13 protein-coding genes are annotated in these 15,996 nt (G+C 37.6%); 11 read left to right on the top strand and 2 right to left on the bottom strand.

Translation table 11 applies throughout. The features are described 5' to 3' along the window. Window positions 1–21 precede the first annotated feature (21 nt). Window positions 22–1,332 carry a serine/threonine transporter SstT gene (gene sstT, locus IV84_RS03310; RefSeq protein WP_046871634.1) on the top strand — a complete coding sequence of 437 codons (1,311 nt, stop codon included), beginning with the start codon at window positions 22–24 and terminating at the stop codon, window positions 1,330–1,332. 168 nt (window positions 1,333–1,500) lie between these two features. Here the strand turns inward: sstT and IV84_RS03305 are convergent, their stop codons facing one another. Beyond that, on the bottom strand, window positions 1,501–2,601 hold the full coding sequence (locus IV84_RS03305) for a GntR family transcriptional regulator (RefSeq protein ID WP_046871633.1): 1,101 nt from the start codon (window positions 2,599–2,601) through the stop codon (window positions 1,501–1,503). Window positions 2,602–2,769: 168 nt separating this feature from the next. Here IV84_RS03305 and IV84_RS03300 point away from each other — a divergent pair, with 168 nt between their 5' ends. From IV84_RS03300 to IV84_RS03280, 5 genes are all read left to right on the top strand, one after another. Next, the gene (locus tag IV84_RS03300; RefSeq protein WP_046871632.1) at window positions 2,770–4,065 is read left to right on the top strand and encodes a glycoside hydrolase family 125 protein; all 1,296 of its coding nucleotides are present in this window, start codon (window positions 2,770–2,772) and stop codon (window positions 4,063–4,065) included. A gap of 62 nt (window positions 4,066–4,127) precedes the next feature. Next, window positions 4,128–5,426, top strand: coding sequence for a PTS sugar transporter subunit IIC (locus tag IV84_RS03295; RefSeq protein ID WP_046871631.1), 1,299 nt, complete (start codon window positions 4,128–4,130; stop codon window positions 5,424–5,426). Window positions 5,427–5,462: 36 nt separating this feature from the next. Next, the gene (locus tag IV84_RS03290) at window positions 5,463–6,908 is read left to right on the top strand and encodes a 6-phospho-beta-glucosidase (RefSeq protein WP_046871630.1); all 1,446 of its coding nucleotides are present in this window, start codon (window positions 5,463–5,465) and stop codon (window positions 6,906–6,908) included. Between the two features lie 318 nt (window positions 6,909–7,226). Next, on the top strand, window positions 7,227–8,351 hold the full coding sequence (locus IV84_RS03285) for a DUF3800 domain-containing protein (RefSeq protein WP_141306320.1): 1,125 nt from the start codon (window positions 7,227–7,229) through the stop codon (window positions 8,349–8,351). A gap of 106 nt (window positions 8,352–8,457) precedes the next feature. Then, complete coding sequence (locus IV84_RS03280; protein ID WP_046871628.1) at window positions 8,458–8,772, top strand: hypothetical protein; 315 nt, start codon at window positions 8,458–8,460, stop codon at window positions 8,770–8,772. Between the two features lie 53 nt (window positions 8,773–8,825). On the opposite strand, the gene helD is transcribed toward IV84_RS03280, so the two are convergent. After that, window positions 8,826–11,132, bottom strand: coding sequence for an RNA polymerase recycling motor HelD (gene helD, locus IV84_RS03275; RefSeq protein WP_046871627.1), 2,307 nt, complete (start codon window positions 11,130–11,132; stop codon window positions 8,826–8,828). Window positions 11,133–11,394: 262 nt separating this feature from the next. Between helD and IV84_RS03270 the strand changes: the two genes are divergently transcribed. The 5 genes from IV84_RS03270 to IV84_RS03250 are packed head-to-tail and all read left to right on the top strand — an operon-like array spanning window position 11,395 to window position 15,990. Beyond that, window positions 11,395–13,323: a BglG family transcription antiterminator gene (locus tag IV84_RS03270; protein ID WP_056986100.1), complete on the top strand. Its 1,929-nt coding sequence runs from the start codon at window positions 11,395–11,397 to the stop codon at window positions 13,321–13,323. Then, on the top strand, window positions 13,316–13,774 hold the full coding sequence (locus IV84_RS03265) for a PTS sugar transporter subunit IIA (protein ID WP_056986099.1): 459 nt from the start codon (window positions 13,316–13,318) through the stop codon (window positions 13,772–13,774). The genes IV84_RS03270 and IV84_RS03265 overlap by 8 nt, the downstream gene beginning before the upstream one ends. Window positions 13,775–13,786: 12 nt before the next feature. After that, window positions 13,787–14,101 (top strand): PTS fructose transporter subunit IIB, encoded by a 315-nt coding sequence (locus IV84_RS03260; protein WP_046871625.1) that lies wholly within the window; start codon window positions 13,787–13,789, stop codon window positions 14,099–14,101. A 20-nt stretch (window positions 14,102–14,121) separates the two neighbouring features. Continuing rightward, entirely contained in the window at window positions 14,122–15,165 is a 1,044-nt protein-coding gene (locus IV84_RS03255; RefSeq protein WP_046871624.1) for a PTS fructose transporter subunit IIC, read from the top strand. 3 nt (window positions 15,166–15,168) lie between these two features. Next, window positions 15,169–15,990, top strand: a complete 822-nt coding sequence (locus tag IV84_RS03250; RefSeq protein WP_056986098.1) for a glycoside hydrolase family 38 N-terminal domain-containing protein — start codon at window positions 15,169–15,171, stop codon at window positions 15,988–15,990. The last annotated feature ends 6 nt before the right edge of the window (window positions 15,991–15,996 follow it).

Below are 15,996 nucleotides of genomic sequence, written 5' to 3'. Positions count from 1 at the left end.
AAAAGAATGGATGTGAAACTTATGTGGGATAAATTTACTAGCATTTCGCTGATTAAGCGAATTTTGATTGGAATTATCGTTGGTGCAGTTCTAGGAGTGGGGGTCCCACATTTGACCTGGATCACGATCCTCGGTGATCTTTTCGTCAATTCACTAAAAGCAATTGCCCCATTGTTAGTCTTCTTGTTAATACTATCTTCAATGGCAAAGCACGAAAAGGGTTCGAAAACCCACATGCGTTCGATTGTGGTTCTATACTTAACAGCAACTTTGGTGGCCGCGGTGGTTGCGGTTGGCGCTAGTTATCTTTTTCCAGTTGAAATCTTTTTGCCTAAAGTATCAGAAACAACCACTGCCGCACCGAAAGGGATTGCGACTGTGTTGAAGGGTGTCCTTAACAATGCGATTGAAAATCCTGTTAAAGCACTGGTAGAAGGCCAATACTTATCAATTCTAGTCTGGGCAAGTTTGATTGGGGTTGGTTTACGAGCAGCCGGCAAACAAACCAAACAAGTTGTCAATGATCTTTCAAACGCAGTGACGAGCGTGGTTCAATTCATCATACAGTTGGCACCTTTTGGGATCGTCGGTCTTGTATTTACGTCAGTTTCAGAATCGGGGCTTAACGGTTTGGCCAAATATGGTCAACTTGTATTATTGGTGGTCGGCTCGATGATGTTTGTTTCGCTGATTGTCTATCCGGCAATGGTGGCACTGATGACGCACCAAAATCCTTATCCGTTAACGCTATTTACGCTTCGTGAAAGTGGCATTCCAGCGTTTTTTACCCGCAGTTCTGCCGTGAATATTCCGATTAACATGGAACTTTGTCGCCGCCTGGGGTTAAGTAAGAAAACCTATGCAATTTCGATTCCACTAGGAGCTTCCGCCAATAGTGGTGGAGCAGCAATGACCATCTCAATTATGACATTGGCAACAACGCACACGCTGGGGATGGAAGTTTCATTTCCATTGGCATTCCTGCTTTGTTTACTATCCGCTATTTCCGCAACGGGAGCTTCAGGGATTGCGGGCGGCTCGTTGCTTCTGATCCCGATGGCTTGTAGCCTATTTGGGATTTCTAATGACATTGCGATGCAAGTAGTGGGCGTTGGGTTTATCATTGGAGTGATTCAGGATTCCGTTGAAACGGCCGTTAACTCTGCCAGTGATTTACTCTTTACAGCAACCGCAGAGTTTGCAGATCTCCGTCGTGCTGGCACACCGGTAAACATCAGTGAACGTGTCCGGCAGGCAAAAGCGAATGATTCGGCAACTCAAGAAGATGAGGAGCTGGATGCTCAAGCAGTTGAAAATGAAGCAGGCGAATAATTAACGACACTGAGTAATTTTTACAGGACTGACTAAAAAATTCTTTATAACCAAATTTCGATTAATGAAAATACCAGCTACTACTTTCGTATAAATAAAGTAGTTAGCTGGTATTTTTTAATTTATTCAAAAATTTCATGGAAAATGAAAAACAAGATCAATATAAATTTACACCGGGAACACAGAATGATTATCAAGGTATTTAGGTTCAATCAAAATCTTTGTAGACGGCACTTCCACGCCATTAATCAAGTTATCCAATAGTTTAATCGCTTGATGAGCAATTTCACCTTCGTCTTGTACAATGCGATTGTATTTTACATCCGAAGTGAGATAGGGTGGCCCATCAAAGCCCAAGAAACTAACACGATTAATCTTTTTGGTTAGCGAATCCTTGGCAATGATGAAGGTATTGATGCAAGAGAAATCCAAGGCCATATAGCACGTGAACTTCTTGTTAAACACTAATCGGTTTCTGATTTCGTCAAGTGATTTCTGAAAGCGATCATAGTAGTGCTCTGAAGTAGCATCCGGAATATCCAGCTGTTGCCACGCATCATCGGGAATGGTGCGTTGAAAATCATGATAGGCGTCCTTGATACCGCGGATGCGTTCATCCATTGCCGAATTATTAGAACCTTTTCGCAACATAAACACGGTATTGACGTGACCCATTTGGAGCAATAATTTGGTTAATGTTTTTGCGGCATGATAGTTATCCGTGGAAACAATTGGCAGTGAATAATTTTCTATCTGCCGATCCAATAACACGGTTGGGACCCTTTTAATATTAGAGGTTAAAACCTCTGATTTTTCGGCGTAATTTTCGACGGGAAAAACTAACAGACCGGCGACACCAAAATCGATCAGTTGTTTGATGTAAAGCGCCTCGTCATGAGCAGACTGATTGGAAAAGCGCATGATGACGAAGTAGTTCATTTTTAGCGCGTAAGCTTGAATTGCTTTAAGCAGGCTGGTGCCATAGCTATCGGTAAAGCCCGCCATTACTAACCCAATAATCTGCCGATTGGTATTTGGCATGCCTGCAGGATGCGGCGTCGTTTTTTTGATTATCTTGGTGCCTCGACCTCGGTGGCTTTGAATGACATGGGTTTCCTTTAGCAGTTCTAGCGATTTGCGAATGGTTGTCCGACTTACCTTATAGGATTTCATCAGTTCTTGTTCGGAAGGAAATGTCGAAAGTGACTTAGTGTCGATGGCATTACGAAGATCACTGGCTATTTTTTTGTACATCGGTTGGTAAGCCATGTTGTTACCTCATTTTTAGAAAGTTGATTTATAAAGATTATTTTTACTTAAATGTATCTTTTTTTAATACATTTAGCTTTATTTTGCATTATATCACTTTTTTAAAACCCTTTGAGCAATAATAAAGAAGTTGCAACACAAACAATTTTGAAAGCGGTGCCATTGCCAATGAAAATCAAAGAGATTGATATTACCAATGCACAAAGGGAGCTCAAACAAGCAACGGAAACGATGCAAAATGCCAGTCTAAGTAAAAAAGCCAATGAACTTTTTTTCAAAGGAATTAATTCGATTCTTGCGGACAATGCTAGTGTTCTGGACGATGAATATTTTTTCTTGGCCACTGGAGATATTCCAGCAATGTGGTTACGCGATTCCACTTTTCAGATGTTACCGTTAGTTAAATTTGCGGATCACTTACCGGCAGTCAAAAAATTAATTCATGCTTTAATTACGACGCAATGTCACTTGATTCAAATTGATCCGTATGCCAATTCGTTTCGGAAGGATGCTTTGAAAGTTCACACCAGTGATGTTTCGAACGTTCCCATTTCACCTAAAGTTTGGGAACGTAAGTACGAACTTGATTCACTATGTGCCCCGATTTTTATTGCTTACAAGCTGTATGAGCAAACGGGAGATACGGAACAGTTTGACCAGAATTTCTGGGAAACCGTGAAATTGATTCTGGCGGTATTCAAACAAGAACAGCACCATAATGATTCGCCATATACGTTTGAACGTTCTAACGGGGCACCAACCGATACATTAACAAACGAAGGCAAAGGGGAACCGGTTAGATATACCGGCCTGATCTGGAGTGGGTTTCGACCAAGCGATGATGCCTGTAAATATGGCTACTTAGTTCCGGCAAATATGTATGCGGTGGTCATTTTGCAGTATTTAGAGGATTTGATTAATCACGGCTTAGGAGATCAATCCTTGCTGAGTACAATTGTTGAGATCAAAGATCAGGTTATCCAAGGAATTCAGGAATCAGCTTTGACAACTGTGGGCGATTACCAAATATTTGCCTATGAAGTTGATGGGCTTGGAAATTACAATTTGATGGATGATGCGAATGTTCCCAGCTTACTGTCGTTGCCATATCTTGGCTATTGTTCCAATGAAGACGAACTTTATGTTAATACGCGAAGGTTTATTTTAAGTGATCAGAATCCGTATTATTATAAAGGTAAGTTTTTATCCGGAATTGGGAGTCCGCACACTCCAGAAAGTTACGTTTGGCCAATTGCGCTTTCGATGGAAGGTCTCACAAGTGATTCCGTCGCCAAACAAAAAGTAGTATTAGAAACAATTGCCGATAACGATGGCGACACGCTGCATGTGCATGAAAGTATTCACGTTGATGATCCAAAGAAGTTTACAAGGGAGAGCTTTTCTTGGGCAGATATGACGTACTGCCAATTGTTTCTCAACGTATTTGAAAATCAGGTTAAATGAAATATTAAAAGTTATTGCACTTATTGTTAATCACAGCAGTCATGAAGTTTGGAGGAAGTAACATGCACAAAATAATTGATATTTTTCAAAACAAGATTATCCCGCCAATGACTAAAGTCGGTGAACTTAAATATTTAGTCGTCTTACGAGACGGGATGATTCCAACCATTATCTTCACCGTATTCGGAAGCATTTTCTTAATTCTTTCGAATTTTCCAATTCCAGCGTGGCAGGCATTTGTTAAGCCATATCAACCAATTTTAAATTCTGCAACTAACAGTACCATTGGGTTAATTGGACTGGTTGTCGCAATTGGAATTAGTTATCAATCTGCGCGAGCCAATAAGATTGAACCCTTAACTGGGACGGTTATTGGCGTTATAGCATATATGATTGCCAATTTAACTGATAAGTTGACATTAAATGTAAGCGATTTAGGTTCAAGCTCGATCTTTTCAGCTATTCTTGTTTGTATTCTTGCTAGTGAACTTGTTCATTTTGCTATTAAAAGAAACTGGACGATTAAATTACCTGATACTGTCCCACCGGCAGTTGGAAATACCTTTTCAGCATTGATTCCCGGGATGTTTACGTTAATGATTGTCTGGATCATTCGTGTTCTCCTTAGAATCAATATTAACCAAATTATTCAAAATGTTCTTTCACCAATCATCGGTGGCCTAGATACCATCTGGGGTGTTGAACTGGTTATCTTCCTAACCATGGCCCTCTGGTTTGTCGGAGCTCATGGAACAATGATTATAGGTAACGTTGCTTCACCAATCTTCTTTGTTTTCTTAACGGAAAACATGGCCGAAGTTGCAAAAGGTCAGGCACCAACTCATATTGCTGCTGATGGATTTCTTAACTTTGGGATGACCATTGGTGGAACCGGAGCCATTTTAGGTTTAGTTCTATGTATGTTTACGGCGAAGAGCCAACGATATAAGGCTGTACGAAACGTTGGATTTGTGCCATCACTATTTAATATTAGTGAACCAATTATGTTTGGATTCCCAGTTGTCTTAAATACAGTTCTTTTAATTCCAATGGTTTTAATTCCGATGATTCTACAATTAATCACCTGGTACTTTATGGAATTTGGCGTCATTAGTCACATTGTCGCTGCGGTTCCGTGGGTAACGCCAATTGGAATAATGGGCTTCTTAATGACAGGAGGCGATTGGCGTGCCGGACTTTGGCAACTTATCGAGGCCGCACTCGCAACGATTGCATACTATCCATTCTTTAGAGCTCTTGACAGCAAGGCAGTTAAAGAAGAAAACGAAAATGCAAAGAAGATTGCCGCTGCTAAGAAAGCCGAAGTAAAAGATCCAGACACGACAACTGAAGCACTTTAAAATAAAAAGCATAAAGAAACGGAGGAAAATTAAGATATGCCAAATAAAACCGGTTTTTCAAAAGATTTTTTATGGGGCGGTGCAGTTGCAGCCCATCAACTTGAAGGTGGTTGGCAGGAAGGCGGCAAGGGAGTTAGTATCGCCGATGTCATGACCGCAGGATCTAATGGGGTTCCGCGCGAGATTACGGATGGTGTGTTGCCTGAAAAAAACTATCCCAATCATTTTGGAATCGATTTTTATCATCATTACAAAGAGGATGTCAAACTGTTTGCTAAAATGGGATTCAAGTGTTTCCGAACATCCATTGCTTGGACACGAATTTTCCCAAACGGTGATGAGGATCAACCTAACGAAGCTGGCTTGAAATTTTACGATGATCTGTTTGATGAATGTCACAAGTATGGCATTGAACCTGTCATCACGTTGTCTCATTTTGAAATGCCTTACCATCTGATTGAAAAATATGGTGGGTTCACAAATCGTAAGTTGATTGATTTTTACATGAACTTTGCGGAAACCTGTTTCAAACGGTATAAGAACAAAGTTAAGTATTGGATGACGTTTAACGAAATTAATAACCAAACTAGTTATAATCGTGAATTTTCCGTTGCTACAAATTCAGGAATTCTGTTTAAAAATATAAAAGATGAAGATCATGAGGACGCTATGTACCAGGCAGCACATTATGAATTGGTTGCAAGCGCTAAGGCTGTGAAATTAGGTCATGAAATTAACCCTGATTTCAAAATTGGGTGCATGATCAATATGACGCCACTTTATCCGGTAAATGCGGATCCGAAGAACATTATGTTTACAGAACGGCTGATGCAACGGCGTTACTATTTTGCGGATGTGCATGCAAATGGTGTTTATCCAAAGAACATTGAGGCTTACTTGCAGCGGAAAGGTTTCCGAAAGGACATTACCGATGAAGATCGCGAAATTCTGAAACAAGGAACGGTTGATTACATTGGGTTAAGTTACTACAATTCGATGACCGTCACGTCTGACGGTTTTGATATTGATGGTGATTTTGATGCCGACAATGCAGCGACTGAAAACAAGTTTTTGAAAACCAGTGAATGGGATTGGCCGATTGATCCAGTTGGATTGCGATATTCCTTAAACTGGCTAACAGACCGTTATCATTTGCCATTGTTCATTGTTGAAAATGGATTAGGTGCGCGTGATAAAGTTGAGGCAGATGGCAGTATCCACGATCCTTACCGTGTGGATTACTTGAAGGCTCATATCACGGAAATGAAAAAGGCCGTTGAACTTGATGGTGTTGATTTGATGGGTTACACACCATGGGGTTGTATTGACTTAATCTCTGCCGGAACCGGCGAAATGAAAAAGCGTTATGGTTTCATTTATGTCGATCAAGATGATTATGGACATGGTTCAAAGAAACGCTCGAAAAAGGATTCCTTTGAATGGTACAAACAAGTTATTGCATCAAATGGTGAGAAACTGTAAGTAAAAATATAGGCATCCAATCGCTTTCCCAGAGCGTTTGGATGCCTATTTTTTATTGTGGTTACAAAGTATCAATCAAAATTTGCAAATAAAAAAGAATCGCATGTTAGTAATCAATTTTAATGATAATTTGATGTAACAAGATTATCTTCCATGGACAAAACAGTACCCAAATTTAATGAATCGGTACAATAAGCGAATTAATACAAGTCAAAGACTATGGTAATTGTTATACTGTAATTACGATGCCACTAATTAAATGAAGGAGAATCAGACTGCATGGTATCATTTATTAAGAATATGAGGAATCAATTGACTATGTTAGATGAAGAAGCCTATAAGAAAAAAGGGTTATCATATATAGATGAAACAAATAATTCAGGAAACTTTAATATAAAAAAAGGTTGTTTTAATACTGACAACACTTATTTCTTAAGAGGGGGAATATTTATTCCTACCAAGAATCCGCATTCGTTTGAAAATAATATTGAGAAAAATATCGAATGTCTATTTGAAAAGTTCGATAAAAAAACAAGAGATAAGTTTAAAAATCAAGATGAAGTTAAATATAAGGGGCTTCTTTCTAATAACAAGAGTACTTTTCTAGATATACTATCGATCCCAAATATTCAAGAAATAATCCATTGGCTATATATGAATAAATATTTAATACATTATGGTGTTATAGACAATTTATTCTATAGTATATCGGATATACTTGAACCACTTATTATGTCCTCGAATGACGTAGTATATCCTAAGAATAAAGCGGATTTTTTCAAATCTACAGTAACTGAAATAGCCTATAATCATCAAAAAGAATTTGTAAATTTAGCAAAAAAATATAATGTGCCTAACGTAGTAAGAGAAAGGTTAGTTAATTTCTATAAAGAATTTAAAGTGTTCATTATTGGTCACATTGGTGAAATTCCAGATAAATTGCCAATTGCTTATACTAAAGAATTTGTTGATAAAGCAGTTGATTACGACTCTGCATCGATTTTACTTTCTGGAAATAAAGAGGATGTATTAATTGATAAATATGTTGAAGAATATACAGTGTGGGTATCGTCTTTTCCAAGCAGTTACTATATTATTGACAAACAGGATGCAATTGAGAGGTCTTTTAAGAATCTAAATATACCAGAAAGTCTTGCTGTTTTTGAGGATTCCAAACAAAATAGTGGGCTACAATTGGCTGACTATATTGTTAATATTTTAAAAACATATATTGACTTTTTAAACAATTATGAGACTAGTGATTTATTGAAAATAGTTCAAGAAGAAAAAAACAATCCAACACTAATAGAGTTTGCTACAATTCTGCATCGTTCAAGGGAATATAGTCCGTTATTGAATATATCAGTAATGTCTCGGTTTTTATTGAAAAAAATGCAGTTTTTTGAAAATATTTTGATCGATAAATCTGAGTGCGTAAAATAGTTGATGTTTCGAAGCTTATTCCGCTATTGGAGAATTAACAAATGTTTGACAATAATATTTTTAAAAAAAGTATTGTTGCTGGCAGATTTAGAAGGAGGTTTTTTTTATGATCGACATCACTCTAAATAAGAATAGTGTTTTAAAAAGAATTAAAAACAAGCAACATACAATTGGTACTGATAAATATACGTATGATGCTAAATTTGATATTTTACGTATTAGCATGCTAACCGATGCAGATTTGTATTTAGTCACTCACGGAAATTTGTCGGTTAGTTATGTGAAGGGCAAGCCTGGTTTTGTTGAAATTCGTGATTTCTTAAGCAACTTTGAGCCTGATCGATATGCCAAATACATTGTGGATACAAATGTTATGGAAAAGATTGTTTTATTACATGCCAAGTTGCTAAATCTAAATTAATAACTAAAAAATAGGCAGCCAAACGCTTTCTCAGAGCGCTTGGCTGCCTATTTTTATTGGATTTGAACGAGTTTATCTTCACTTGTCACCGCTTCTTGGACAAGAGGGGAAACAGGTCCGATACTCAAAAGTGTTAACTGATGCATCGCCCGGGATGCCATTGTATAAATAATACCAGTCGAACTAGCATCCGGATAATTTTCTTTAGAGATGTTATAGGCAATTACGGAATCAAACTCTAGTCCCTTAGCCAGGTAAACAGGCATGACCAGCACACCCTTAGGCAAAGCAAGGTCTGTATCTGTCAGTAAGTGAGCTTGGGTAGCCTGATGAATTTGATTAAACGCGTGCTGACTTTCCGCAATGTTGCGCGTTAGGATTGCCACAGTTCCGTAAGTTTGTAATTGTTTTTTACAAAGATCGATTAAGGTATCGCGACTTTCCGTGGGGGTATCACGAATTAAAATGGTGGGCAAACTGCCATCCCGGCTGAAAGCCTGAATTTGATCACCATCTGGCAATAACGCTTTGGCAAAATTGGTAATGGGAAAGGTTGATCGATAACTTCGATTCAAAGTGATCAGGTTTGCGCGCCGAACCGCAAAGGCCGATTTTAAATTGTCCAATAAACGTTGAGGAGCTTCGACGTTTTTGAAAAGAGCCTGTTCGCTGTCACCAAGTAGTGTGAATTTTGCATTCGGAAACGCGTGCTTAAAGTAAATCATCTGGGCAAGCGAATAATCCTGCATTTCGTCAACGAAAATATGTTGAATTTGCCGATTGCGGCCACCACCAGTGATCAAGTCCCGCATTAAAAGGAGAGGGGCCGCATCGATTAAATGTAATTTATGGAATTCGATTGATTGTTGGAAAGCAAAGTTATGGGCTTGCCAATCTTTGGTAGAAATTTCTTCAGGTAGCTGAACCTGTTTGAGAAACTGCATAAATTGGGTATAAGGATCAATAAAATAATTGTTGTACAGGGCATCATAAACAACCTGGAAATGTTTAGCTACCAATTTGCGACCAATGTAATGAATTTCATCATCGTAGTTTTCAAAATCATGAAGTTTCTTGGTTCCGGTTAAATTATTGTATTGTTCGTTGTTCAAATGATCGATTTGTTCATGAACCCAATCTGCGTCGGCCTCTTTATCAATTCGATTCTTTAAGCGTTTGATGAGGGTGTTCTTGGTTTTTAAAAAGCGGTCGGCAGGAGCCATGGTTGTTGGTAATTGGCGATAAATCTCACGAATTTCATCAGCCGTAAAGAAAGGCTCTTCATTGAACAATACATTCGAAAACTGGATGTCGTCAGCAGTCAGATTGGCCACATAATCAGTGACTAACTGCATGAAGTCGGTACTTTCTTCAAAGGTCGTAATTGCCTGTTGTGATGCGGAACGGTGGTCATCTTTTTCGTAACGATCAAATAACGATTCGACGTTTAATCCTTGAAAACGCTGGGACAAAAAGTCGGCCAAAGTAATTTGCCGCATATTGTGTTCACCCAAACTTGGTAAAACATCAGAAATATAGCGACTGTACAGGCGATTAGGTGAGAACAAGACAATTTCTTCCGCGTTTAATGATTGGCGACTGTGATATAACAAAAAGGCAATCCGTTGAAGAATGGCGGAAGTCTTTCCACTTCCAGCAACGCCTTGAACAACCAGTAAATCACTGGTTGTATCCCGAATAATGTCATTTTGTTCCTTTTGAATCGTGGCGACAATGTTTGCCATATAGGTGTCATTTTGTTGACCAAGAACTTCTTGAAGAATTTCGTCGCCAACGATTTCATTAGTATCAAAGAGATTTTTGATTTTGCCGTTTTGAATAGAGAATTGGCGTTTTTTAATTAAATCGGTCGTCATTTTACCAGCGGGGGCTTGATAGGAAACTTTTCCGAGACTTCCATTGTAGTAGACACTGGAAATGGGAGCGCGCCAGTCGTAAATTAGAAAATTCTCATGTTCATCGGTAAATGAGGCGGTCCCGATATAGAGCGTTTCTGGTTCCGATTCATCAGGATCTTGAATATCAATGCGACCGAAATAAGGAGACTTTTGTAGTTGTTTATAAGTTGCCACTTGCCGATTAAGAATCGTTTCATTTTCAACAGCACTGGCAACGAGGCCTTTTTGTTGTTGAACCTCCGCGTTAGTTTCAATTCGGTCATCGGCTTCAAATGTATTAATTTTAGCATTTTGAGAGTAGTTGCCTTCAACGGAACGTCTTTCGTTGTGAGCTTGGTTATAAAGCTTTTTAGTGTGGTCGGCTTGCTTGCCGATCTTTTTTATGATGTCATCAACGCGTTGTTGTTCGCGTTGAAATTCTTCTGGATCAACAGTGCTCATAACATGACTCCTTAGTAAAAAAGCATTTTAATGTGTAAGTATCTTAGGCTGTTTGGGTGGGTAAGTCAAGGATAGTGAACGGGTTTAGATTTATTGACAATAGAAAGTGTAGAACAGCAGCCAATCATGTATGAACAATTGGTTTTAGAAGATACAGTTATTGACTGGTGTTTAAAAAGTACACTATCTTAAGTATACTTTTTAATATATTCTAATTTGAGTATTCATTATACAATGTAACCGTATTCAGGAGGTGGATGAAATGCAAGAATCAATTCAAGACTTAACTGATCAAGAAGTCGATATAGTGAAATTGATTCTGAACTCTGGAGTCGTTCATTATTCTGATATTTCTAAGCATATTGGAAGATCCAGAAAGACAATATCAAAATATTTAGATAGCATTCAGGAAGTTGTTCGGACGTATGACGTCAAATTAGTTCGAAAGAGGAATGTTGGAATTTATTTTGATGGAAGTACTAATGGATTACAAAATGCTATACAAAATAAGCCTCGTTCAACTTTAAAGAGTAACAGAGATGAACGTGTGATTTCAATATTATCTAAGCTGTTGTTATCAGGAAAGCCACAAACAATTCAAGATTTAGCAGATAATGCATTTGTAAGTCGAAGTACCTTGGAAAAAGATTTTAAACAAGTAAAAAGGATGTTAGCAAAATTTGGGGCAACGATTAACACAAACCATAACGGGATGGTAATTGATGCCACAGAAAGTTCCAAAAGAAAATTAATGTCACAGCTACTTACAATGTATTGGGGCGAAACGGCTTATTCAGAAGACAAAAAGGGGGAAATACACCGACAGATAGATATTCCTAGTGCAATGAGGCCATTTTTTAGTAAAGCTACTTTTGATAATGTTTTAAAATCTCTGAAGGAGTTCGAAAAACAAAGTACAATACATTTTACAGATTATGAGTTTCAATCATTAGCAATTCATTTAGTGGTTTCAATTGAACGAATTCGAAAAGATAAAACACTTGCCAAGAGCGGTACTGAGGTTGAGCTTGAAGCAGATACAAAGAAACTTGTCTCTATTTTAGAAAATAATTTTAAGTTTTCTATTCCGGAAGATGAATGTCAATATATAAACATCCATATATTGGCAGCTGAGGGGCAGCCGATTGACAATGATAAATTAGAAAAAGCTGATATGCCTATTCAAAAAAATAATATTCATGAATTCTTGGTGGAAGCTTTAGTTAATTATGATGAGGCATTGCTTCGTGGGTTAACAGTACACCTGACCTCGGCATTAAAAAGATTGTCGCTGGGATTGAACCTCTATAATCCCTATACTGCAGATATAAAAACTTTTTTTCCGTTAGCTTTCAACACTGCAATGGATTTGGGAACAAAAATTGAAAAAGTATTTAGTATTAAATTGAACGATGATGAGATTGCTTTTATGGCACTCCATATCGAAGCATTTATTGAAAGAAAAAAAGATATGGTTGATGCAGTAATCGTGTGCAGCACAGGGTTAGGTACAGCAAGATTGTTGGAACAGAGGATGCGCAACTTTTTTACTGATACTATTCATATTAATCGTATAACATCTATTCAGGATTTAATGAGGAATCCGATTAGTGAAGATTTAGTTATTAGTACAATTAATATAAAAATTCCTGGAAAGCATGTGGTCGTTGTTTCGCCATTTTTGGATGAAAAATCGACAAATAGAATTCAAAAGATTAGTAATAAGGTTTTATCTGAAAGGCAAGATTCAAATAGTTTTGGTAAGCTTCTTACAGAAAAATTAGTTTATATTGCTCATGGAGCTGAAACCAAGCAGGAAGTTATTAATAAAATTGGTAATGATCTTGTGGATCAAGTATTTGGACGAACAGGAATTTGTCAAGCAGCTATGAAGCGAGAAAAAATGGCAAGTACTGCAATGAATAATATTGCTATGCCACATGCTCCAATTGATTTTGTGGTTCATCCATGTATTGCGATTTATGTTAATTCTGATGGAATTTTGTGGGGTGACAATCAAGTAAATATCGTCTTTTTCTTAGCAATGAATAGAGAAGTACAATCAGAAATTGAACAAATTTATAAGCATTTTAATAACGTTTTAGAAAATAAAAAGCTTATAAAAAAAATTATTAACAGCAAAAGAAAGAATGAGATTTTGAATTTACTGAGAGGTGATTTAATTGAATGAACAACTAAGTGATTTTATTTCCGATAAAAATATTGTGATGAATTTGCATGCAAGAACACGAGATGAGGCGATTAAGGATTTATCGTTTATCTTACAAAAAAATGGAAGCGTTTCCGATTCTGACAATTTTTACAAAGACGTCTTAAAAAGAGAAAGTATGACGACTACAGGAATTGGTAAGAATATTGCCATTCCACATGGGCAAAGTAAGTCGGTTATTTCTTCAACAATGCTTTTTGCGAGAAATGATCAGAAATTGGAATGGAATTCGCTAGACGGAAGTAAGGTGGATATAATTTTCTTGATGGCGATTCCGCCTGATGATCAAGGTGATGAGCATCTCAGAATGTTAGCAAAACTTTCGGGAAAATTAATGGACGATGCTTTTGTAGATTCAATTAAAAAAGCAAGTTCATCTGAACAAATATTAAAAATTTTGAGACAACAATAGGAGGAATTAATTATGACAAAAAAGATTGTAGCCGTTACAGCATGTATCGCAGGAATTGCACACACATATATGGCGGCAGAAAATTTAAAAAAATATGCTAAAAAAGAAGGATACAGCATTAAAGTTGAAACTCAAGGTGCGATGGGGCTTGAAAATCGACTTTCTCAATCAGATATTGATGATGCCGATGTTGTGATTTTTGCAGTTGATACTACTGTTCAAGAAGCAGATCGTTTTGAGGGCAAGAAGGTTTATAAAGTTGGAACATCTGCGGTTGTTAAAGATGGTAAGGCGGCTATTGATAATGCCGTTGCACAGGTTGAATAAAATAGAATGAGGTGAATTTCATGAATTTGAAGAAATTTGGTAAAGAATTAGCAAATCACTTTCAAACAGGTGTCTCGTATATGATCCCATTGGTAACCGCAGCTGGGTTATTAACATCAATTGCTGTTATCTTTGGTGGACAAAATGTGTGGAATGAAACAAGTGACATTTGGGGAAACTTAAGGCTTTTGGGTCAAACTGGTTTAGGATTTATTCCACCAATTATTGCAGCATATATTTCCTTCTCTATTGCTGATCGTCCGGGATTAGCTCCCGCCTTTATTGTCGGGCTAGTTGCAGCACAAATGGGTACCGGATTTTTAGGCGGTATGTTAGTTGGAATACTGGTTGGATATTTAGTTCAGTGGCTTAAAAAGATTCCAATGCCAGCAAATTTAATGTCCGTTAAATCACTAATTATTATTCCATTTTTGGCCACGCTAATAGTGGGGCTAATCCTGATATACATTGTTGGAGATCCAATCAAAGCAATGACAGTTGGATTGACTGCTTGGTTAAAAGGCATGAGTGGTGGCAATGCAGTGCTAGTGGCTGCTATTTTAGGAGCCATGATGGCCGTAGATATGGGAGGCCCTATTAACAAAATTGCTTACGCATTTGGTATGGCTGCATTTACTTCAGGTGGTTATCAGGCAAGTACTGCTATGCTTATGGCTATCGGTATCCCACCTCTTGGCATGTTTGTTGCAACTTTGTTAGGTGGTAAACGTTTGTATAGTTCAGCAGAGATTGAAAGTGGACGTTCCGCATTGGTAATGGGGATTGTTGGCATTACAGAAGGAACGATTCCTTTTGCAGTTGCTGATCCTGTGCGTGTAATTCCAAGCATTATCGTCGGAACATCTGTTGGATGTGCAGTGAACGCTTTCTTTGGGACAGTTCAAAAGACTGCGTTATCGACAGTCATGGCCATCCCATTCTCTTCAAATGCAATATTGTATACAATAGCAATTTTGATTGGCGTTTTAGTTGAAGCTTTGCTTGTTAACTTTTTGAAACGATTTACAAGACATGATGCTAATGCTGAAGGAGAGGAAGGTTAGTTTATGACTAAGGCTTATATCGTCAATCATACGCACTGGGATCGTGAATGGTATTTCACGACTGCTGATGCTTTGACCTTAAGTGAACAATTATTTACTGAAGTATTAAGTGAATTAGAGAAAAACAAAGATGCAAATTTCTGTTTAGATGGACAAACGTCAGTAGTTGACGAGTACGTAGAAATACATCCAGAGGCAAAAGAACGTATCAAAAAATTAGTAGCTGAAGGACGTTTATTTGTTGGACCTTGGTACACTCAAACAGATGCATTGATTCCAGATGCGGAATCTATTGTTCGCAATTTAGTAATTGGAATAAATGATACAAAACAGAATTATGGAAATCCAATGATGGTAGGGTATTTGCCAGATACTTTTGGATTTAATGCACAGATGCCAACACTATTGCAGCAAGTTGGAATAGATAATTTTGTTTTCTGGAGAGGTACGAATTTTAGACTTCAAATGAATTCAGTTTACTTTAAATGGCATGGACTATCTGATAAAGAAGTTTATGCAGCAAATTTTCCGTTCGGTTATTTTACTGCACAAATCACGACTGAATCTAAGCGTAAATTAAAACAGTTTGTAAAAGAACGTTATGATCCCTCTGCAGAATTTGAAGCAACACACCATAATAACGATGAAGTGTTGATGCCTTCCGGTATTGATCAAATGAATATTGTGAAAGATATGTCAGAAACGGTAAGCAATTTAAATAAGCTTAGCAAAGTTGAGACGCATATTAGTACTTATCCAGATTTTATTGATAAACTCCGTAAACGTAAAGATTTACCAAGTTATGTATGTGTCAAGTTTTCCTAGGTGCCT

The organism is Pediococcus damnosus, from assembly GCF_001437255.1.
Lineage (GTDB): Bacteria > Bacillota > Bacilli > Lactobacillales > Lactobacillaceae > Pediococcus > Pediococcus damnosus.
Note: the sequence above shows the minus strand (reverse complement) of the source record. Positions and strands in the feature narration are given on the sequence as shown.

Coding starts and splice junctions, on each gene's coding strand:
- IV84_RS03305 (WP_046871633.1), bottom strand. CDS start 2,601: ATGGCTTACCAACCGATGTACAAAAAAATAGCCAGTGATCTTCGTAAT.
- IV84_RS03260 (WP_046871625.1), top strand. CDS start 13,787: ATGACAAAAAAGATTGTAGCCGTTACAGCATGTATCGCAGGAATTGCA.
- IV84_RS03255 (WP_046871624.1), top strand. CDS start 14,122: ATGAATTTGAAGAAATTTGGTAAAGAATTAGCAAATCACTTTCAAACA.
- IV84_RS03295 (WP_046871631.1), top strand. CDS start 4,128: ATGCACAAAATAATTGATATTTTTCAAAACAAGATTATCCCGCCAATG.
- IV84_RS03300 (WP_046871632.1), top strand. CDS start 2,770: ATGAAAATCAAAGAGATTGATATTACCAATGCACAAAGGGAGCTCAAA.
- IV84_RS03250 (WP_056986098.1), top strand. CDS start 15,169: ATGACTAAGGCTTATATCGTCAATCATACGCACTGGGATCGTGAATGG.
- IV84_RS03290 (WP_046871630.1), top strand. CDS start 5,463: ATGCCAAATAAAACCGGTTTTTCAAAAGATTTTTTATGGGGCGGTGCA.
- helD (WP_046871627.1), bottom strand. CDS start 11,132: ATGAGCACTGTTGATCCAGAAGAATTTCAACGCGAACAACAACGCGTT.
- IV84_RS03280 (WP_046871628.1), top strand. CDS start 8,458: ATGATCGACATCACTCTAAATAAGAATAGTGTTTTAAAAAGAATTAAA.
- IV84_RS03270 (WP_056986100.1), top strand. CDS start 11,395: ATGCAAGAATCAATTCAAGACTTAACTGATCAAGAAGTCGATATAGTG.
- IV84_RS03285 (WP_141306320.1), top strand. CDS start 7,227: ATGTTAGATGAAGAAGCCTATAAGAAAAAAGGGTTATCATATATAGAT.
- sstT (WP_046871634.1), top strand. CDS start 22: ATGTGGGATAAATTTACTAGCATTTCGCTGATTAAGCGAATTTTGATT.